The sequence below is a fragment of the Nocardia tengchongensis genome (genome assembly GCF_054781395.1).
Genome location: NZ_BAAGUM010000004.1, coordinates 475,171 through 495,170 on the forward strand (window position 1 = coordinate 475,171; position 20,000 = coordinate 495,170).

The 20,000-nt window shown below is 68.6% G+C and carries 19 protein-coding genes; 3 read left to right on the plus strand and 16 right to left on the minus strand.

Annotated elements, in window-relative coordinates; translation table 11 throughout:
- Positions 1 to 101: 101 nt before the first annotated feature.
- Genes pyrF through pyrR form a run of 7 tightly spaced genes read right to left on the minus strand, consistent with a single transcriptional unit; the run spans position 102 to position 8,783 of the window.
- On the minus strand, positions 102 to 926 hold the full coding sequence (gene pyrF, locus ACYVKL_RS07465) for an orotidine-5'-phosphate decarboxylase (RefSeq protein ID WP_379169867.1): 825 nt from the start codon (positions 924 to 926) through the stop codon (positions 102 to 104).
- A gap of 20 nt (positions 927 to 946) precedes the next feature.
- Positions 947 to 4,252 carry a carbamoyl-phosphate synthase large subunit gene (gene carB, locus ACYVKL_RS07470; protein ID WP_379169433.1) on the minus strand — a complete coding sequence of 1,102 codons (3,306 nt, stop codon included), beginning with the start codon at positions 4,250 to 4,252 and terminating at the stop codon, positions 947 to 949.
- A complete protein-coding gene (carA, locus tag ACYVKL_RS07475) occupies positions 4,252 to 5,370 on the minus strand; it encodes a glutamine-hydrolyzing carbamoyl-phosphate synthase small subunit (protein ID WP_213556276.1) in 1,119 nt (372 codons plus the stop codon). The genes carB and carA overlap by 1 nt, the downstream gene beginning before the upstream one ends.
- A complete protein-coding gene (locus ACYVKL_RS07480) occupies positions 5,367 to 5,864 on the minus strand; it encodes a PH-like domain-containing protein (RefSeq protein WP_213556277.1) in 498 nt (165 codons plus the stop codon). Before ACYVKL_RS07480 ends, carA begins: the two co-directional genes overlap by 4 nt.
- A 29-nt stretch (positions 5,865 to 5,893) precedes the next feature.
- Positions 5,894 to 7,186: a dihydroorotase gene (locus tag ACYVKL_RS07485; protein ID WP_379169436.1), complete on the minus strand. Its 1,293-nt coding sequence runs from the start codon at positions 7,184 to 7,186 to the stop codon at positions 5,894 to 5,896.
- Positions 7,183 to 8,148 carry an aspartate carbamoyltransferase catalytic subunit gene (locus ACYVKL_RS07490; RefSeq protein WP_357198978.1) on the minus strand — a complete coding sequence of 322 codons (966 nt, stop codon included), beginning with the start codon at positions 8,146 to 8,148 and terminating at the stop codon, positions 7,183 to 7,185. The genes ACYVKL_RS07485 and ACYVKL_RS07490 overlap by 4 nt, the downstream gene beginning before the upstream one ends.
- Positions 8,145 to 8,783, minus strand: coding sequence for a bifunctional pyr operon transcriptional regulator/uracil phosphoribosyltransferase PyrR (gene pyrR / locus ACYVKL_RS07495; RefSeq protein WP_213556280.1), 639 nt, complete (start codon positions 8,781 to 8,783; stop codon positions 8,145 to 8,147). The genes ACYVKL_RS07490 and pyrR overlap by 4 nt, the downstream gene beginning before the upstream one ends.
- A 298-nt stretch (positions 8,784 to 9,081) precedes the next feature.
- Between pyrR and ACYVKL_RS07500 the strand changes: the two genes are divergently transcribed.
- Positions 9,082 to 9,972, plus strand: a complete 891-nt coding sequence (locus ACYVKL_RS07500; protein ID WP_379169438.1) for an alpha/beta fold hydrolase — start codon at positions 9,082 to 9,084, stop codon at positions 9,970 to 9,972.
- A gap of 9 nt (positions 9,973 to 9,981) precedes the next feature.
- On the opposite strand, the gene ACYVKL_RS07505 is transcribed toward ACYVKL_RS07500, so the two are convergent.
- A complete protein-coding gene (locus ACYVKL_RS07505; protein WP_379169440.1) occupies positions 9,982 to 10,575 on the minus strand; it encodes a TetR/AcrR family transcriptional regulator in 594 nt (197 codons plus the stop codon).
- Positions 10,576 to 10,665: 90 nt separating this feature from the next.
- Here ACYVKL_RS07505 and ACYVKL_RS07510 point away from each other — a divergent pair, with 90 nt between their 5' ends.
- Complete coding sequence (locus ACYVKL_RS07510) at positions 10,666 to 11,568, plus strand: alpha/beta fold hydrolase (protein WP_379169442.1); 903 nt, start codon at positions 10,666 to 10,668, stop codon at positions 11,566 to 11,568.
- Here the strand turns inward: ACYVKL_RS07510 and ACYVKL_RS07515 are convergent, their stop codons facing one another.
- Genes ACYVKL_RS07515 through ACYVKL_RS07525 form a run of 3 tightly spaced genes read right to left on the minus strand, consistent with a single transcriptional unit; the run spans position 11,569 to position 13,714 of the window.
- Positions 11,569 to 12,363: an HTTM domain-containing protein gene (locus ACYVKL_RS07515; RefSeq protein WP_379169444.1), complete on the minus strand. Its 795-nt coding sequence runs from the start codon at positions 12,361 to 12,363 to the stop codon at positions 11,569 to 11,571. It lies immediately after the preceding gene.
- 6 nt (positions 12,364 to 12,369) lie between these two features.
- On the minus strand, positions 12,370 to 12,939 hold the full coding sequence (locus ACYVKL_RS07520; protein ID WP_379169446.1) for a hypothetical protein: 570 nt from the start codon (positions 12,937 to 12,939) through the stop codon (positions 12,370 to 12,372).
- A gap of 1 nt (position 12,940) precedes the next feature.
- A complete protein-coding gene (locus ACYVKL_RS07525; RefSeq protein ID WP_379169448.1) occupies positions 12,941 to 13,714 on the minus strand; it encodes a hypothetical protein in 774 nt (257 codons plus the stop codon).
- Between the two features lie 94 nt (positions 13,715 to 13,808).
- Here ACYVKL_RS07525 and ACYVKL_RS07530 point away from each other — a divergent pair, with 94 nt between their 5' ends.
- Entirely contained in the window at positions 13,809 to 14,435 is a 627-nt protein-coding gene (locus ACYVKL_RS07530; protein WP_379169450.1) for an alpha-ketoglutarate-dependent dioxygenase AlkB, read from the plus strand.
- A gap of 59 nt (positions 14,436 to 14,494) precedes the next feature.
- Here ACYVKL_RS07530 and ACYVKL_RS07535 read toward each other — a convergent pair whose 3' ends face one another.
- The 5 genes from ACYVKL_RS07535 to ACYVKL_RS07555 form a co-directional block, all read right to left on the minus strand.
- Complete coding sequence (locus ACYVKL_RS07535; protein WP_379169452.1) at positions 14,495 to 15,727, minus strand: FAD-dependent oxidoreductase; 1,233 nt, start codon at positions 15,725 to 15,727, stop codon at positions 14,495 to 14,497.
- Between the two features lie 76 nt (positions 15,728 to 15,803).
- Positions 15,804 to 16,316: a DUF4334 domain-containing protein gene (locus ACYVKL_RS07540; protein ID WP_379169869.1), complete on the minus strand. Its 513-nt coding sequence runs from the start codon at positions 16,314 to 16,316 to the stop codon at positions 15,804 to 15,806.
- Between the two features lie 201 nt (positions 16,317 to 16,517).
- Complete coding sequence (locus ACYVKL_RS07545; protein ID WP_379169454.1) at positions 16,518 to 17,495, minus strand: TolB family protein; 978 nt, start codon at positions 17,493 to 17,495, stop codon at positions 16,518 to 16,520.
- Entirely contained in the window at positions 17,492 to 18,775 is a 1,284-nt protein-coding gene (locus ACYVKL_RS07550; protein WP_379169456.1) for an MFS transporter, read from the minus strand. Before ACYVKL_RS07550 ends, ACYVKL_RS07545 begins: the two co-directional genes overlap by 4 nt.
- A gap of 112 nt (positions 18,776 to 18,887) precedes the next feature.
- Positions 18,888 to 19,739 carry an alkaline phosphatase family protein gene (locus tag ACYVKL_RS07555; RefSeq protein ID WP_379169458.1) on the minus strand — a complete coding sequence of 284 codons (852 nt, stop codon included), beginning with the start codon at positions 19,737 to 19,739 and terminating at the stop codon, positions 18,888 to 18,890.
- Between the last annotated feature and the right edge of the window lie 261 nt (positions 19,740 to 20,000).

Below are 20,000 nucleotides of genomic sequence, written 5' to 3' on the forward strand. Positions count from 1 at the left end.
GCCACTCTATCCGGCCGAGGCGAAGAAGCGGAGGACCTTCCTCCGAACGACTCGCGGCACCGGATCGAATCCGGTGCCGCGAGCGACTCTACGAGCGGAGATCAGCGCTGCAGGAAGGCGAACTCCTCCGACAGCTCGGCCACCTTGTCCTTCAGCGCGGCCACCGTCGGGCCGGCCTTCAGCACCTCGCGCGAGACATTGGGCAGTACGGCACCCAGATCCCGTTCGGGCACCAGGGCGCGAATGGAGTCCGCTCCCCCGCCCTGCGCGCCCACACCGGGCATCAGGATCGGCCCGTTGAGGGCGCTCAGGTCCGGGGCCTCGGTCAGGGTCGCGCCGACAACCACGCCGACGGAACCGAATTCGGCTCCGACATTGGCCGCGGCGGCGGCGTCGACCATGCGCTGGGCGATGGTGCGGCCGTCGGCGCCGGTGATGCGTTGCAGCTCCGCCCCTTCCGGATTGGAGGTGGCGGCCAGCACGAACACGCCGCGACCGTTGGCCGCGGCCAGCTCCAGAGCCGGTGTGAGCGAACCGAATCCCAGGTACGGCGACACCGTCACCGCGTCGCTGCCCAGCGGCCCGTCACCGAGCCAGGCGTGGGCGTAGGCGTCCATGGTGGAGCCGATGTCGCCACGCTTGGCGTCGGCCAGCACCAGGGTGCCGGCCTCGCGCAGGGCGGCGATCGTCTCCTCCAGCACCAGGATTCCGGCCGAACCGTAGGTCTCGAAGAACGCGACCTGCGGTTTGACCAGTGCCACCCGGCCCGCGAAGGCTCGCACGCAGGCGTCGGCGAATTTCGCCACGCCCGCGGCGTCCTCGGACAGACCCCAGGCCCGCAGCAGCGGCGGATGCGGGTCGATGCCGACGCACAGCGGACCGTGCTCGCGCATCGACTCCCGCAGCCGGACCCCGAAACTCGTCATCCGCGCAGCGCCGGAGGCACTCATCCGCGCAGCACCGCGTGCAGTTCCTGCAGGGAGCGCACGCCGATGCCGCCGCGAATGGTGGCCTCGATGCCCTGCACGGCCGCGGCCGCGCCCTGCACGGTGGTGATGCACGGGATGTTCGCGCCCACCGCGGCGGTGCGGATCTCGTAGCCGTCCACGCGCGGGCCGTTGTTGCCGTAGGGGGTGTTGAACACGATGTCGACGTCGCCGTCCTTGATCATGTCCACGATGCTGGCCTGATCATTCGCCTCGTCGGAGTGCTTGCGCACCCGATCGCAGGGAATGCCGTTGCGGCGCAGCATCTCCGCGGTGCCCTCGGTGGCGAGGATGCGGAAGCCCAGGTCGTGCAGGCGCTTGACCGGGAACACCATGGCGCGCTTGTCGCGGTTGGCGATGGACACGAACGCGGTGCCCTCGGTCGGCAGCGAACCGTAGGCGGCGGACTGCGATTTGGCGAAGGCGGTGCCGAAGTCGGCGTCGATGCCCATGACCTCACCGGTGGACTTCATCTCCGGCGACAGCAGCGAGTCGATACCCGAACCATCCGGGCGGCGGAAGCGATGGAACGGCAGCACCGCTTCCTTCACCGCGACCGGGGCGTCGAACGGCACGGTGCCGCCGTCGCCCTCGGCCGGGAGCAGGCCCTCCTTGCGGAGGTCGGCGATGGTGGCGCCCAGCGCGATCCGCGCCGCGGCCTTGGCCAGCGGCACCGCGGTCGCCTTGGACACGAACGGCACCGTACGGCTGGCGCGCGGGTTGGCCTCGAGGACGTAGAGCACGTCGTCCTTGAGCGCGTACTGCACGTTCAGCAGGCCCTTCACGCCGATGCCCTTGGCCAGGGCGGCCGTCGAACGGCGCACGGCCTCGATATCGCTGCGGCCCAGGGTGATCGGGGGCAGGGCGCACGCCGAGTCACCGGAGTGGATACCGGCCTCCTCGATGTGCTCCATGACGCCGCCCAGGTAGACCTCCTCGCCGTCGCACAGGGCGTCGACGTCGATCTCGATGGCGTCCTCCAGGAACCGGTCGACCAGCACCGGGTGGTCCGGGGTGATCTCGGTGGCGCGGGAGATGTAGTCCTCGAGGGTGGCCTCGTCGTAGACGATCTCCATGCCGCGGCCGCCCAGCACGTAGGACGGGCGCACCAGCACCGGGTAACCGATCTCCGCAGCGATCTTCTTGGCCTGCGGGAACGTGGTGGCGGTGCCGTACTTGGGGGCCGGAAGACCCGCCGCGACCAGCACGTCACCGAACTCGCCACGGTCCTCGGCCAGGTCGATGGCCGCCGCCGAGGTGCCGACCACGGGCACGCCCGCGTCGGTGAGGCGCTGCGCCAGGCTCAGCGGGGTCTGCCCGCCCAGCTGGCAGATGACGCCCGCGACGGTGCCGGACTCGGTTTCGGCGTGGTACACCTCGAGCACGTCCTCGAAGGTGAGCGGCTCGAAGTAGAGGCGGTCGGCGGTGTCGTAGTCGGTCGAGACCGTCTCCGGGTTGCAGTTGACCATGATGGTCTCGTAGCCCGCGGCCGACAGCGTCTGCGCGGCGTGCACACACGAGTAGTCGAACTCGATGCCCTGACCGATGCGGTTGGGACCCGAGCCCAGGATGATGACCTTCTCGCGCTCACGCTGCGGCGCGACCTCGGACTCCGCGGCGGGATCGAGCTCGTAGGCCGAGTAGTGGTACGGGGTCTTGGCCTCGAACTCGGCGGCGCAGGTGTCGACGGTCTTGAACACCGGGCGGATCTGCAGGCGGTGGCGCAGCTCGCGCACGCCGCCCTCACCGGCGAGTTCCGGTCGCAGCGCGGCGATCTGGCGATCGGAGAGGCCGTAGTGCTTGGCCGTGCGCAGCAGCGGCTCGTCCAGCACGGGGGCGTCGATGATCTCCTGACGCAGCTCCACCAGGGCGGCGACCTCGGCGACGAACCAGGGGTCGATGCCGGAGGCGGCGGCGGTGTCCTCGATGCTCGCGCCCAGGCGCAGCGCACGCTCCACCTGGTAGATGCGGCCCTCGGTGGGGACCTTGAGGTCGTCGAGAATGGCAGCCGCGTCGGTCCATTCACCGTCGGGCAGGGTCCAGAAGCCGGTGGCCTTGGTCTCGAGCGAGCGCAGCACCTTGCCCAGCGCCTCGGAGAAGTTGCGGCCCATGGACATCGCCTCGCCGACCGACTTCATGGTCGTGGTCAGCGTGGTGTCGGCGCCGGGGAACTTCTCGAAGGCGAAGCGCGGAGCCTTCACGACCACGTAGTCGAGCGTGGGCTCGAAACAGGCCGGGGTCTCCTTGGTGATGTCGTTGACGATCTCGTCGAGGGTGTAGCCGATGGCCAGCTTGGCGGCGATCTTGGCGATCGGGAAGCCGGTGGCCTTCGACGCCAGCGCCGACGAGCGCGACACGCGCGGGTTCATCTCGATGACGATCAGGCGGCCGTCGCGCGGGTCCACCGCGAACTGGATGTTGCAGCCGCCGGTGTCGACGCCGACCTCGCGCAGGATGGCGATGCCCAGATCGCGCATCTTCTGGTACTCGCGGTCGGTGAGGGTCATGGCCGGGGCGACGGTCACCGAGTCACCGGTGTGCACGCCCATTGGGTCCACGTTCTCGATCGAGCAGACGATGACCACATTGTCGTTGCGGTCGCGCATGAGCTCGAGCTCGAATTCCTTCCAGCCCAGGATGGATTCCTCGATGAGCACGTTCGCGGTCGGCGAGGCGGCCAGGCCGCCGCCGGCGATGCGGTCGAGATCCTCGTGGTTGTAGGCCATGCCCGAGCCCAGGCCGCCCATGGTGAACGACGGGCGCACGACCACCGGAAAACCGAGTTCCTCGACGGTCTCGCGGACCTCGCCCATGGTGTAGCAGACCTTGGAGCGCGCGGACTCGCCACCGACCTTGGCGACGATGTCCTTGAACTTCTGGCGGTCCTCACCACGCTGGATGGCCTCGAAGTCGGCGCCGATCAGCTCGACGTTGTACTTCTCGAGAATGCCGTTCTCGTGCAGGGCGACAGCGCAATTGAGCGCGGTCTGACCGCCCAGGGTCGCGAGGATGGCGTCGGGGCGCTCCTTGGCGATGACCTTTTCGACGAATTCCCAGGTGATCGGTTCGACATAGGTCGAGTCCGCGAACTCCGGGTCGGTCATGATGGTCGCCGGGTTGGAGTTGACCAGCGACACGCGCAGGCCCTCCGACCGCAGGACGCGACACGCCTGGGTTCCCGAATAGTCGAACTCACAGGCCTGGCCGATGACGATCGGGCCCGAGCCGATCACCAGGATGTGGTTGAGGTCGGTGCGGCGTGGCATCAGGCTCCTTCCATCAGCATGGCGAAACGGTCGAACAGGTAGGCGGCGTCGTGGGGTCCGGCCGCGGCCTCGGGGTGGTACTGCACGGAGAAGGCCTTGCCGTTCACCAGCTGCACGCCTTCGACGACACCGTCGTTGGCGCACACGTGGCTGACCTCGGCCTTGCCGAACGGGGTGTCGAAGACCTCGCCGCGCTCGCCCTCGAGGGCGAAGCCGTGGTTCTGCGCGGTGATCGAGATCCGGCCCGAATGATGTTCGATGACCGGCACATTGATGCCGCGGTGGCCGAACTTCATCTTGTAGGTGTTGCGGCCCAGCGCCCGGCCCAGGATCTGGTTGCCGAAGCAGATGCCGAACAGCGGGATGCCCTCGCCCAGGACGCCCTGGGTGAGCGCGACCTGCGCGTCGGCGGTGGCCGGGTCGCCCGGACCGTTGGACAGGAACACGCCGTTGGGGTTGAGTTCCTTGATCTGGTCCAGGGTCACGTTGGAGGGCACCACGTGCACCCGCATGCCGCGCTGGGCGAACATGCGCGGGGTGTTGGATTTGATGCCGAGATCGACCGCCACCACGGTGAACCGGTGCTCGCCGACCGGGTCGATGGTGTACATCGTGTCGGTGGAGACCTCACCGGCCAGGTCCGCGCCCAGCATGGACTGCTGGCCGTTGACCCGTGCGACGAGCTCCTCGTAGTCGGCGAGCTGATCGCCGGAGAAGATGCCCGCCTTCATCGAACCGCGGGTGCGCAGGTGGCGCACCACCGCGCGGGTGTCGATGCCCGCGATGCCGACGACGTTCTGGTTCTCCAGCTCGGCCTGCAGGGTGCGGTTGGCGCGCCAGTTGGAGGCGCGGCGCGCGGGGTCGCGCACGGCGTACCCGGCGACCCAGATCTTCGAGGACTCGTCGTCCTCGTCGTTCCAGCCCGTGTTGCCGATCTGCGGCGCGGTGGCCACCACGATCTGGCGGTCGTAGCTGGGGTCGGTGAGGGTCTCCTGGTAGCCCGTCATGGCGGTACAGAACACCGCCTCACCCAAGGTCTGCCCGACGGCGCCGAAGGTCGTCCCGCGGAACACGCGGCCGTCCTCGAGCACCATCACGGCAGTATTTCCGCTGCTCATGCCTCGTCTCCCGTCTTCGTAGCTGTTGCGGTCCATGCCGGGTACACCGCTTTGTCGTCACCGCGGAAACCGGTATCCACCTCGGTTCCGGTCGGCAATGTCCAGCGAATCACCAGCACACCGTCTTCTGTCATCACTTTGCCCGCGTGCCCGCGCTCGGCGCGCACGGCGGTGATGGATTCCTGCGGAATCCAGATCGTCCCCGCGCCGTCCCGCTCCAGCAGGATGCCGCGTTCGAATCGGGTCAGCTCCGCGGTGGCGCGGAAACCCAGGTCGCCCACCGTGATTCGCTGAATCCAGCTGGGGGCGAGGGTGCTGCCGAGGTAGAGCCCCGTGGTGGGCTCCAGCAGCTGCGCACCGCAGTCCGCGGGCACCGCGGGCAGGTCGCCGATAGCGCCCGCCTGCTTCTTGGCCCGGCCGGTCCACGCCCAGTACATGAGTCCCAGGCACAGCACGAAAAAGGCCAGCAGAATCAGCACTTGCAGCAATCGCATGACGGTTCTCCTCGGTTCCCCACCCGCCGCTAACCGGCGACGATCTTGCCGTCCCGGGCGGTGAGCCGGCCGCGCAGGAAGGTGGCGGTCACCTTCGCGGGCAGGGTCATCGCCTGGAAGGGCGTGTTGCGGGCGATCGAGGCGAGGTTGTTCGCCTCCACCGTCCATTCGGTGGCCGGGTCGATCAGCGCCAGGTTGGCGGGTTCGCCGACCGCGAGCGGCCGGCCCTGATCGTCCAGGCCCACGATCCGCGCCGGGTTCTCGCTCATGACCCGCGCGACCCCGCGCCAGTCGAGCAGTCCCGGGTTGACCATGGTCTCCACGATGATCGACAGCGCCGTCTCCAGGCCCAGCATGCCGGGACGCGCGGCCGCGAACTCGCAGCACTTGTCCTGTTCGGCGTGCGGGGCGTGGTCGGTGGCGACGCAGTCGATGACGCCCTCGGACAGGGCCTGCCGCAGGGCGGCCACGTCGGAGGATTCGCGCAGCGGCGGGTTCACCCGGTTCACCGCGTCGTAGGTCTCCAGCCGCGAGTCGTCGAGCAGCAGGTGGTGCGGGGTCACCTCGGCGGTGATCGAAATACCCTGGGACTTGGCCCATTTCAGCAGTTCGACGGTGCCGGCGGTGGAGGCGTGGCAGATGTGCACGCGGGCCCCGGCGTCGCGGGCCAGCAGCGCGTCACGCGCCACGATCGACTCCTCGGCCGCGCGCGGCCAGCCGGCCAGGCCCAGACGCGAGGCGTTCGGGCCCTCGTGCGCGACCGCGCCCTTGGTCAGGCGCGGCTCCTCCGCGTGCTGGGCGATGAGCACGCCCAGCGAGTTCGCGTATTCCAGAGCGCGGCGCATGATCAGCGGGTCGTAGACGCAGTGGCCGTCGTCGGAGAACATGCGCACCGCGCCGACTCCGGCGGCCATGGTGCCCATCTCGGCGAGCTGCTTGCCCTCGAGCCCGACGGTGACCGCGCCCACCGGGTGCACGTCGACCAGGCCGACCTCCTGGCCGCGCTTCCACACGTGGTCGGTGATGACCGAGGTGTCGGCGACCGGGCTGGTGTTGGCCATCGCGAACACCGCGGTGTAACCGCCCAGAGCGGCTGCGGCGGAACCGGATTCGATGGTCTCGGTGTCCTCGCGGCCCGGCTCGCGCAGGTGGGTGTGCAGGTCGATGAAGCCGGGCAGCAGGTACTGGCCCTTGCCGTCGACGACCTCGGCGTCGGGAGCGTTCAGCCCCGCGCCGATCTCGCGGATCTCACCGTCGGCGAGCAGCACGTCGACCGCTTCACCTTCACCGTAGAGAAAGACGTTCTTGATCAGGATGCTCATGCCACCACCTCGTCGGTTCCGACCAGCAGGCGGAACAGCACCGCCATGCGCATATGGACTCCGTTGTTGACCTGTTGCAGCACAGCCGCTTTCGGGGAATCGGCGACGGAGAAACCGATTTCCATGCCACGCAGCATGGGGCCGGGATGCAGCACCACCGCGTGGTCGTCGAGCATCTTCATGCGGCGCTCGTTGAGGCCGTAGCGGATCGAATACTCGCGCGCCGACGGGAAGAAGCCGCCGTTCATGCGCTCGGCCTGCACACGCAGCATCATGACCGCGTCCGCGCCGGGCAGCTCGGCGTCGAGGGAGTCCGAGACCCGCACCGGCCAGGCCTCCACGCCCACCGGCAGCAGCGTGCGCGGCGAGACCAGCACGACCTCCGCGCCGAGGGTGCTGAGCAGGAAGGCGTTCGAGCGGGCCACCCGGCTGTGCAGGATGTCGCCGACCAGTACGACCCGCTTGCCCTCCAGGTCGCCGAGGCGCTGACGCAGAGTCAGCGCGTCCAGCAGCGCCTGGGTGGGGTGCTCGTGGGTGCCGTCACCGGCGTTGATGATGGCGGGTCCGGGACCGGCGTAACCGCTGGAGGCCTCGTCCATCTCGTTGAACCAGCGCGCGATCTGATGCGCCGCGCCCGAGGCGGGGTGGCGCACGATGAGCGCGTCCGCGCCCGCCGCGTGCAGGGTCAGCGCGGTGTCGCGCAGCGATTCACCCTTGGAGACAGAGGAACTCGACGCGCTGACATTGATGACGTCGGCGCTCATCCACTTGCCGGCGACCTCGAAGGAGACCCGGGTGCGGGTGGAGTTCTCGAAGAACACGGTCATCACCGTGCGCCCGCGCAGCGTCGGCAGCTTCTTGACCTCGCGGCCCAGCAGCGCCTGTTCGAACCGCTCGGCCTCGTCGAGCAGGCCGTTGGCGGTCTCGCGGTCCAGGTCGGTGACCGAGAGCAGGTGCTTCACTGGGTGTCACCCTCCTGACGCAGGTACACGCCGTCGCGGCCGTCGTGCTCGCGCAGCAGCACCGAGATGTCCTCGGTGCGCGCGGTCGGGACGTTCTTGCCGACGTAGTCGGCGCGGATGGGAAGTTCGCGGTGGCCGCGATCGATGAGTACGGCGAGCTGCACCGCGCGGGGGCGGCCCAGGTCGCGCAGGCCGTCCAGGGCCGAGCGCACGGTGCGGCCGGAGAACAGCACGTCGTCGACCAGCACCACCAGCGCGTCCTCGACGCCGCCTTCGGGCACCGAGGTGCGCTCGAGCGGTCGATGCGGCTTGGAGCGCAGGTCGTCGCGGTAGAGGGTGATGTCCAGGGAGCCGATCGCGGGGCGGACGCCGGAGAATTCCTCGATCCGGCCGGCCAGGCGATGGGCCAGAGTGGTTCCGCGAGTGGGGATTCCGATCAGCACCACGCGGGCAACCTGCGGATCACCGGAGTCCAGCGCGGTCTTCTCGATGATCTGATGCGCCATGCGGGCGATCGTCCGGCCGACGTCGGAATCGGACAGCAGCTCGCGTCCGGTCTCGACCTGGTCCGGGTCGTGCCGCTGCGAGAACTCGGCAGCGCTCGACTTGGCCGCCCGGTCTTCGGGCACAGCCATGCCGACCTCCTTCCCCGCCTCACGGGACGGTCCGTTAAAGGATGTCTTTCGGGCAGTGACCCTACCAGCGCGGGAATGGCTCGCCGACCCCGCACCCCCTGTGTGTCAGCGGTCGGCGCACCTCCACGGCAACCGCTCCGACCTGCCGGAACTCACCGCACCCGGGTTCACCAGCAAGTCCGTGGCAATACGCAGGTCCGGCCACTGTGGCAGGGTTCACGCCCGCCCGGCGATCCGCCGGTCCTGGCTACCGGCCGGTTGTCATACACCGTATATCGACGTGTGCGATGCTCGGAGGGTGAGCAATGACGCTGAATTCACCGAACCCGCCCGGGTCAACTTCCGCGGGTACGGCGGCATCACCATCGCCGGAGACAGCTGGGGACCCCAGGACGGCCCATTGGTGGTATTCCTGCACGGCGGCGGGCAGACCCGCGGATCGTGGAAGGACTCCGGACTGGCCCTGGCCAAGGCCGGCATGCACGCGGTCCTCCTGGACGCGCGCGGCCACGGCGACAGCGACTGGGATCCGGACGGCAACTACCGCCGCGACGCCATGGTCGAAGACCTCATGGCGGTACTCGAGCAGCTCGGCAAGCCGGCGTTCATCGTCGGCGCGTCCATGGGCGGGCTCACCGGCCTGATGGCCACCACCCACCCCGAGGCCGCGCGCATCACCGGCCTGGTCCTCGTCGACGTCGTGCCCCGCCCCGAACGCAAGGGCGTCGAGCGCGTCATCAACTTCCTGTCCAGCAATCCCGAGGGCTTCGCCAGCCTCGAGGAGGCCGCCGACGCCGTCGCCGCCTACCTCCCCCACCGCCGTCGGCCCCGCAATCCCGAAGGCCTGCAACGCAATCTGCGCAAGCGTGCGGACGGCCGCTGGTACTGGCACTGGGACCCGGCCATGATGGGCGGCCCGCGCGACGGGCGCGGCGAGGAGATCGACGTCCACACCGAGGCCCTCGAGAACGCGGCGAAGCAGCTGAGCATCCCGACCCTGCTGGTGCGTGGCGCGCTCTCCGACGTCGTCAGCGAGGAGGGCGTCACGGCCTTCCGCGCCCTGACCCCGCACGCCGAGTACATCGAGATCGGCACCGCCGCCCACACCGCGGCCAGCGACGCCAACGACGAATTCACCGACGCCGTAGTCGATTTCGTTCGCGCCCACATCGGCGACCAGCACGGCTGATCGCCCCGCCTAGAGCAGCATCGTGTCGAGCAGGCGGTCGAGCAGTTCGACCGCCCGCTCCCGGGTGGCGCCACCCGCCAGCACGAACTGGGTGATGCTGCTGACGCCGCCGACGATCAGCTCGGCGTCCAATTCCGCGGCGTGCGCATCGGATTCAGCCCCCCGAGCGCGCAGCAGCTGCTCGGTGATCACCGTGACCAGATAGCGCGGCGCCCCCATCATCTCCTCGGAGGTGACGGTGTTCCCGGTCAGATTGGCCGCATGAAAGGCCGCGAACACCAGATTGTCCTGCCGCCGTCGCTCATCGAGCGGAAGCAGACCCACCGCGAAGGTCCGAATGATCTCCCGCGGCGTCGCCTCGGGCCCCAACGCCGTGAACTGTTCGGTGAACCCCACCCCGAAATCCGCCACCACCGCCGTATGGGTAGCGAGCATCAAATCCCGCTTCGTCCCGAAGTAGTACTGGATCAGCCGCACCGAGATCCCCGCCTCCGCCGCCACCGCCTGAAAGGTGGCGGCATCGAGCCCACCGGTAGCGATGACCGTGCGTGCGGCAGTGGTGATCTCCCGCCTCCGCTGCTCGTGATCAACCAAACGAGGCATCTGACCAGCTCTCTTACGACTTCCCAGCGATTGAAGATTTTGATGGTACGCCCATATCATTTTTATGATACGTTCGTATCATCAACGAAGATGATCACGGGGAGGCACACGATGGCCAAGATCGGGCGATTCAAGAACGAGCAGGCGAAGAGCGACTACCTGCGGGCCTACGACGAGCTGGCCGCGCAGTGGCCGGTGCCGGCGACCGACCTCGATATCGAAACCTCGTTCGGCACAACACGATTGCGCAAGTCCGGGAACGGCGAGGGTGCGCCGATCGTATTGTTGCCCGGGATGCCGGGGATGGGGTTGTTCTGGATGCCGTTCATCGAGGAGATGGCGCGCGAGCATGTCGTTTTCACGGTGGATCCGATGGGGTGGGCGGGGCGCAGTGAGCAGACGGCGCTGTTGAAGGGGCAGGACGACATTGTCCGGTGGCTGGTCGAGGTGTTCGACGGGATCGGGGCCGAGCGGGTGCATTTGGCCGGGTATTCGGGGGGATCGTGGCTGTCGCTGCTGTTCGCGTCGCAGCGGTCGGATCGGCTGGCCAGTATCACCATGCTCGAGCCCGATGCGGCTTCGTTCCTGAAGCCGAAGTGGGGGCTGCTGTTCAAGTTCCTGCTCGGCGGGATCCGGCCGACGCGGGAGAAGATGGAGAAGTTCCTGGAGTGGATGACTCCGGGGGTGAAGCTCTCCGAGGAGATGTGGACTCTGACGTTGGCCGCGTTGAAGTTCCGCATCGCGATGCCGTGGTCGCGGCTACTGCCCGACGAGCAGTTGGCCAGGGTCACCGCGCCGATGCTGGTGCTGTTCGGGGAGACGACGATCGCCAATGATGCGCATGCGGCCGCGGCGCGGGCGCGGGAGTGCATTCCGGCGGCCGATATCGAGATCATCCCCGGGGTCGGGCACGAAATGCTTTGGGCGATACCGGAAACGGTGATTCCGCGCTTCCTCGGGTTCGTCGAGCAGCACGATCAGGTGCGGGCCTGATCAGGTCGTCGCGCAGAAGATGACCGCCGGGTAGGTGGCGAGGAACGCCCACAGGAAGGTGTTGAGGCGCATGAGGATCGCGGTGCTGACGTGCAGGAGAGCGCCGCTGATCACCAGTAGGTAGGTGAGCGGTCCGATACCGAGCAGGACCAGCGGAAAACTGCACTCCAGCAGGATCACCGACCAGCACATCGCCGCCGCGGTGGTTCGATGGCGTGCAAGGATCTTGGCGACCGGGCGATGCCCGTAGGCCCGGGTCGCCAGGATCTCCGGTAGCGCCGCTCCGCTCCGCCACACGGGGCTGACCAGCTTCGCCACGCCCGCGGTGAAATACGCGAGGCACACCTGGGCCGTGATGAACCAGAGGACGATCACCTCGGCTCGCTCCTGCCCGATGGCGAAGGCCAGGGCCAGGGACACGAAGAGGATGATCGTCATCTGGTCCGCGCCGTCGCCACCGAAGCGGGAGCGCATGCTCAGCAGTATGTAGGTCGCGGCGATCATGGTGGCCGCCAAGGCGTTCAGAGCGGACGACGGGTGCAGTAGCAGGTGCACCGCGCAGGCCAGACAAGCGGCGATGAGGCCGAGCACTCTCGGGTATTCCAGCAGCCGTCCGGCAGTTCCTTGGAAGGACCTCCTGGTCAGCAGCGGGATGCTGGTGGCCGAGACCGGCCATCCGGCGAGGGCGCCGTCGGCGAGCAGCCGCGGCGCCGCCAGCCGTTCCAACGAGCCGATGATGACGGCGACCGAGCCGATGGCCGCCGACAGGTACAGAGCGTCCGAGGTGGCGAGCATCGGCGGCTACGCGTCGCTGTGCGCGGGTTCGGAGCAATGCATGGTCGACAGGAAGATCACGTGGTGATCCGCATCGTCGTCGAGTCCTTTCGATCGCATGATGAGAAACTGGGTGCCGTCGGCGCGCTGGTCACGCGGCAGACTGCACACGAAGTTGAGCGTCGCGATATACGGCAGCGACAGCTGTACGGCGGCGGCGTCACCGTCCAGCGCCAGGCCTGCTTTCGCCAGTTCGACCGAGATGTCGATCAGCGCCTTGTTCTGCCGCCGACGCGGATTCCACACCGGCCCCAGCCATTTCGGCGAGGTGCCGGCGGGAACCTCACACCACCGGGTGACGTGGCCGTCCGGCAATCGATCGCGGTACAGCAGATGCAGATCGTCGGTGGCGGGCAGTGGCGCGAAGAAATGCCAGCGCGGCACGAATCCGCAGACGTCGTGCACGCGAACCCATCTCTCCAGCCTGGTGGACTCCCATTTCCCGATGTCGCGGGGTATCTGGCACAGCACCGAGATCGAAAACCACGACACCAGAAAGATCGCGAGCGCGGTGCAGATCAGGTCGTCGAGGACCATGTCAGTGCAGGCGCCCGAGGGCTTCTCGCCGGAGGTCGAGCAGTTCCCGAGCTGTCGCCGACGGGCCGAGGCGCTGGATCTGGTCGTCCGAGAGGTGCTGCTGCTGTTCCTCGTCGGCCATCACGGCGGCCGTGCAGATGACGGCGACGGTGACCGCCAGGGCGGCCCACACGACGAAAGTGCCGTTGTGGGCGCAGCGCGCCTCGACCGTGATGTTCCCCTCCAGCTGATCCTCCGGCACCTGCGCCAAGGCGGCCCGTTCGGCCGGGGTCAGCGGCGGCGCGCATTTGAGGGCCACGGCCTCCAGGCCACCCTCGGCATCGTCGCGCCGGTGTTCGACGAGAGTCAGCGTGGCCGGGTTCAACTGCCCGCCGTTGTACGGATTGTCGAGAACGACCATGCCGAGGTCGTCGGGCGGGAAGACGTTCGTCGCGAGAGTGCGGCCGCCGTAGCGGATACTCGCGAAGATGGGTGAGCGTTGCAGCAACCGCCACACTTGATAGGGCGAAAGGCTTGTGCGCCCTTCGAATCGGGGCCTGATCACGTTCTCGACCAGGTCGATATCCGCGCCCCCGCTGTTGGCGGCCGCGTCCCGTACCTGTCGCAGCAGCGGATCACCCTCGGCGGTGACGAAGACACGCACCGAACCCGCGGGGCAGAGCAGCACGCGATCGGGCTGCGAGGGGATGTAGTCGAGAATCTCGATCTCGCGATACCGGAGCGCTCGCGTCGCGAGCTCGTCGGCGGCGAGTTGCAGCATCGTGTCTTGATCCATAACTCGACCTCCAGTACTGGTGGTGAATCCCTTGGACCTGCGAAGAGACATTACCTTGCGAACATATGTTCGATCTCGTGGTAGCGTCGTGCGCATGTCGACGCCACTGCAGGGATCGCTGTTCGATGGGTTCGGGGAGGTCGAGCTGGGCGGGCTGAACGGCCTGCGGCGCACCGAGCTCGGCGACGGCGCGTGGGTGGATGTGCTGCCCGGGTGGTTGAGCGGGGCGGATGAGCTGTTCGAGCGGCTGGCGGGCGGGGTGCCGTGGCGGGCGGATCGGCGGGCCATGTACGACCGGGTGGTGGATGTGCCGCGGCTGCTGTCGTTCTACGACGAGGGCCGCGAGCTACCGGACCCGATCCTCACCGAGGCGCGAAATGCCCTGAGCGCGTATTACTTCCAGGAGCTCGGGGAGTCGTTCGCGACGGCGGGCCTGTGCTACTACCGCGACGGGAACGACAGCGTCGCCTGGCACGGCGACACCATCGGGCGCGGCGCGACCGACGACACCATGGTCGCGATCGTGTCGGTGGGTGCGGCGCGCGCGTTGCTGCTACGCCCGCGCGGGGGTGGCGCGAGCGTGCGATATCCGCTCGGACACGGGGATCTGATCGTGATGGGTGGATCGTGCCAGCGCACCTGGGAGCACGCAATACCCAAGACCCGGCGGCCGGTGGGGCCACGCATCAGCATTCAGTTCCGCCCGCGCGGCGTCCGATGAGGCCGGGTGGGCATCGAAAGGCGATGCGGCGGTAACGATCAGGGGTCGTGCGCCGGCAATCAGGGGCGGCGGGCGAAGTCCGGAGTGGGCTCGGGCCGGACGCCGCGAGCCACCAGGTAGATCGGAAGGCTGCGCAGTACCGGGATGCGCCGGAAGATCCGCACCGACAACGGGGTTCGCGGCGCATTGGAGACGCTCAGCCGGCCTGCCACCGCGGGGCGCACCACCCGGGCGTGGGCGATGCGCTGCATGCCCTGGACCACGACGGTCGGTAGCAGGCGGCGGCGCTGGACATGGGCCAGATCGGCGGTGGTGACGCTGCGCGACAACAGTTTCGGGGCGAGGATGCGGGCCGCCGCCACAGCGTCCTGGACGGCCAGGTTGATGCCGACCCCACCGATCGGGGACATGGCGTGGGCGGCGTCGCCGAGGCACAGCAGCCCGTCGGTGTACCAGCGGTCGAGCCGGTCCAGTTTCACGTCGAGGAGTTTCACCTCGTCCCAGTCGTGGAGGGCGTCGGTGCGGTCGGCCAGCCACGGCACCACCTCGGCCAGGCTGCGCGTGATCTCGCCGACCGGGTGGCGGGCACGCTGGTCGGCGTCGCTGCCCTTGGCGATGAGGGTCGCGCTCTGCCAGTAGTCCCCGCGATCGAACATGACCACCACCCGGCGGGCGGTGACCACCGGAATCAGTCCGGACGGATCGGTGCCGGTGCGCGGAATCCGGAACCACCAGGTGTCGAACGGCGTGGGCCAGGCGCGGACGCCGAGTCCGGCGGCCGCGCGCAGTACCGAGGAGCGGCCGTCGCAGGCCACGGTCAGATCGGCGTGAATCTCCCCGGTCACCCCCTCCGCGGTGCGATAGCGAACCCCGGAGACCACGCCGTCGGTGCGCAGCAGGTCCACCGCCTCGGTGTTCATCCGCAACCGGAAACTCGGTTCGACCTCACCGGCACGCGCCAGCAGATCCAGCAGATCCCACTGCGGCACCATGGCCACGTACTTGTGACGGCCCGGAATATGGGCGAAGGAACCCAGCGTCACCATCCGGCCACCGATCGGGATCTGCACCGTATTCAGCCGTCGCTGCGGCAGTTTCGCGAAGTCCTCGCCCAGGCCCAGGGCGTCGAGGAGGTCGAGGGTCGTCGGGTGCACGGTGTCGCCGCGGAAGTCGCGCAGGAAGTCGCCGTGTTTCTCCAGCACGGTGACCTCGACGCCGGCGCGGGCCAGCATCAACCCCAGGAACATGCCCGCCGGTCCCCCACCGGCGATGAGACAGGTCGTGCGTTCCATCGGGACCTCCCGGGTCGAAGACCGCTCTCACCGTCGATGGTAGGACGCCGACTCCGGGACAGTCGCTTCGCGCCGGCTAGCTGTCGCGGTGCAGGACGAAGAAGTACGGCTCGTCCAGCCCGCGCATGTCCATGACCCCCAGCAGGGTGTCCGCGTCGACGCGGCGGAAGATGTCGATGATCGGCAGGTGGTCGTAGACCATTGCGGCACTGGACTTTCCCCGGAATTCCAGGTCGCGCAGCCGGGCCCGCGAGGTGGTCGTCCGCAGCATCGGCCGCAGCACCCCGAGCGAGCGGCGCACCGGCGACAGCGCCGTCACCGGCACCTTGCCCGCCAGGAACAGCGGCACCCGACGCGGGTCGACCGGGAAGATCTCGCCGTCCGGCGCGGCGAACAGCAGCGGCTGCACATGCTCGGCGCTGTCGAATTGCTTACCGTACCAACCTGTTTCGATCAGCATGCCGTCCCAGGGGTGACCGGTCCCCACCTCCGCGCCGCGCCAGCGACCGGTGGTGATGTCCTCGACGCGCACCCCCGGCAGGCTGTCGAACAACTCCCACGCCTGGGTGGCGCTGGCCGCGCTATCCATCAGGGCGCGCAAGCGGGCGCCATCCGTCGCCGAGCCGGCAACCATCATGATCTCCTCGGTGAGAGTCGACGACATTGTCTCTCTCACCCTAGGCCGGGGACCGGTAGATCCGATGGGGCGTGCGCGGCCACGATGACCACCGGTTTGGCCGAATATGCCGATCCCGTGGACCCGCTCGCCGCGCGGTCCCCGGCCGGTCGATCAGCCCAGGGCCGCCGGGGATTCGGCGTGCGGAACGAGCAGCCGCGGACTGCCCGAGCCGTCCGCCGGAACCGCCCAGATATCGGCGTCGCCGCCGCCGCGCGAGACCGCGTAGCCGACGGTGTTCGGGTCCAGCCACGCCGATTGGTCGTCCACACTGCGGGTTTCGGCCAGCGGGGTGCGCACGCCCGAGGCCAGGTCCAGCACCGAGAGCCGCCAGCCCTGCGCGGGGTCGCCGTCGACGGCCGACTTGAACGCGATCCGCTTGCCGTCCGCCGACAGCGACGGGCACTCCACGTTCTGGGCGATGGTGCGGACGGTCTTCGCCGCGATATCGCCCCGCACGAGGTAGCGGCGGCCGTCGGTGGACATGGTGGCGTAGAAGGTGTTGTCGTCCGCGGCGAAGGTGATGCCCCAGAAGTTGAGATCGGCCGCGGCGTAGGGGCGGCCGTCCACCACGACCGACAGGAACTCCAGGGAATCGATCATGTCGCCGGTCGTGAGGTCGACCAGTCCGGCGCGGGTGGAGAAGCGGCCGTTGTTGTAGGAGTCGCCCGCCACGAACACCGTCCAGGCCGCCAGCCGCCCGTCGCCGGACAATCGGGCGCGGTTCGGCACGCCGACCAGCGGGATCTCCCGCGTCACGGTCAGATCGGCGTCCAGGATGGCGGCCTGGAAGGTGGCCAGCGGGCCGTCGGGCCGCAGGCAGATGCCGCTACCGGCCGCCGCGGCCACCCGCAGGCATTCGAGCTCGGACACCGCGCGCGCCGCGCCCGGATCGGCGGCGGACACCATCGCCACATGGCCCTTGCTCTCGGCCGCGGTGCTGCGGAACAAGATTCGGGGCCCGGGCGCGATGTTCAGCGCCTCGTAAGCGACGGCGGGCTGCGCGCGCGTCCCGGTGAACACGCCGTAGCCGATGGCGATCGCGGCCAGGATCAGCGCCCCGAGCAGGGCCGACACCGTGCGCCGGTTCACGCGTGCTCCTCCGCGGCCTCGGCGACGTCCTCGGCGGTCCCGGCGGCCTGGACGCCGCGCAGCAGCACGGCGATCACGACCACGGCCACCGCCACCAGACCGGCGGCGACCCGGCTCGCGTTCGCCGGTCCCCACAGGGTCCAGGCCAGGCCGAACAGCACCGAAGACACCAGGTAGGACAGCGCCTGCCCGGTCTGGATCAGCGCGATTGCGGTGGTGCGCAACGCTTTCGGCAGCACCGGACCGGCCAGCGCCATCAGCACGCCGTCGGTCGCGGCGTAGAACAGGCCGTAGAGCGCGAGCACCACCAGCAGCGCGGTACCGCCGAACGGGCCGAACAGCAGCAGGTACACCAGCACCAGCGCGGAGTAGCCGCCGAGCACCACGGTCAGGCGGCCGATCTTGTCGGCGAGCAGGCCGAGCGGGGTGGCCAGAACCAGATACGACAGGTTGGTGCCGACGGCCAGCAGCGGAAACCAGCTGACACTCAGGTGTTCTCGCTGCTGCAGCAGCAGGTAGACGAAACCGTCGCCGATGGTCACCAGCCCGGCCAGGCAGGCCGCGGCGACCAGCCGGCGCACCGGCGTGAGCCGGATCAGCCCGCCCAGCGCGCGCGGCGACACCGCCCCCTTGACCGGTTGCTCGTCGCGGTGGTCGCGCACGAACAGCACCAGGATCAGGACGCCGAACGCGGCGATGCAGAAGCTGGCCACGAACACCGCGTCGTAGGCCTGCGCGGTGGCGGCGAGGATGCCGATCGCGACCAGGGGCCCGACGAACGCGCCGATGGTGTCCATCGTCCGGTGCACGCCGAACGCGCGGCCGTAGAGCCGCGGCGGGGTGGACAGGGTGATCAGGGCATCGCGTGGGGCGGTGCGCAGGCCCTTGCCGGTGCGGTCGACGGCAATGACCGCACCGATCGCGCCGACGGCGCTGCCGGCGGCCGGCATGCCGAGTTTCGCGACCGCCGACAGGCCGTAGCCCAGTCCGGCGATGAACTTGCGGCGGCGGGTGAGGTCGGCGACGTAGCCGCCGATCAGCCGCAGCAGGGCGGTCGCGCCGGTGTAGGTGCCGTCGACGACACCGTAGGCGGCGGGGCTCAGATGCAGTCCGACGACCAGGTACACCGGCAGCACGGCGGTCATCATCTCCGAGGAGATGTCGGTGACCAGGCTGACGGCGCCGAGCGCGAACACATTGCCGCTCAACAGGAAGAACGCCTTGCGGCGCGACGGTGTCGCGTCGTCGCCCCCGGAGTGCGGGCGGTCGATCGTGGACATGTACATGGGTGTACTACCTCAGGGGGTCGCGGGGAAGCCGCTCGGGACACATCGTCGGGTCCGCGAGCGGGGTCATTTCAGCTGCCGATCGATCCGGTTGCCCGGTGAACGGTCAGTTCCACACGTTGGTGATCTCCGCCGCGGGGTTCAGGTGGGCCAGACCGTAGGCGCTCTCGATGGTGCTGAGCACGTTGTAGTGGTTGATCTGGTTGGAGAAGCTGCCGACCTGGGTGTGCGCGCCGACGAAGGTGGTGAAGATGTGGTTGGACGAGCCGCCGTTGTCCTCGTCGAAGGTGACGATCAGCAGGCTGTTGTGGGTCTTGGCCCACTGCGCGTAGGCGTCCATGTTGTTCTTCAGCCAGTTGTCGCCCGTTTTGATCGAGCAGTCGTGCATGTCGTTGCACAGGTCGGGCGCCACGTAGGAGACCGTGGGCAGGCTCGCGTAGTTCGCCGAGGTCGGGAAGGTGCTGAAGCGGACGTTGCTGGTCGCGGGCACGTTGCTGAAGAACGGCGCGGCATTGTGCTTGCGCGCGTAAGTGCCGCTGGTACAACCGGTGTAGCCGTCCGACGGCATGGCCTCCGAGTAGCTCTTGAAGGTCTTGCTCGCGGTGATCAGCTGGTTGCCGATGTTGTTGCCGCTGAAGGTGTGCGGGCAGCTGTCGTCGGTGATGCCCTGGGTGGATCCGGAGAACATCGCCAGGTAGTTCGGCTCGCTCGGGTGGGTGACGCCGAACGACTGGGTGAACTTCGCGCCCTGACCGGCCAGGCTGTTGAAGTAGGGGGCGCTGGAGCTGCCGTTGATCTGCGAGTAGGCATGGTTCTCGAACATCACGACCACGATGTGGTCGAACGCCGGAACGGCCGCCGCCGCCTGCGCGTGGGACGAGACCGCCACCGCGGACGTCGCCATACCGATGAACGCTGCGGCCGCCATGATGACGGGAGCGATGCGCTTCCTGAACACGAATCCTCCTGAAGGAGTTGAACCTGACCCCGGCAGCACCGCCAGGGCCGCGCAATCGTAAGAACCGCCATCGGCCGGAACGCCAAATATCTTGCGGCCACATGATGTGGGGAAAGTGAACAGATTGCATGGCCACTTTCCGCCGCCCCGGACCGAGTCTCGCTGCCGCAGCGTGAGTTTCATTCCAGCAACCCCAACCCGACCGCACGTTTTCGTCAGATCTACAAAAAGTTGCCCGAATCCCTGGCGCCCTACGTTTTA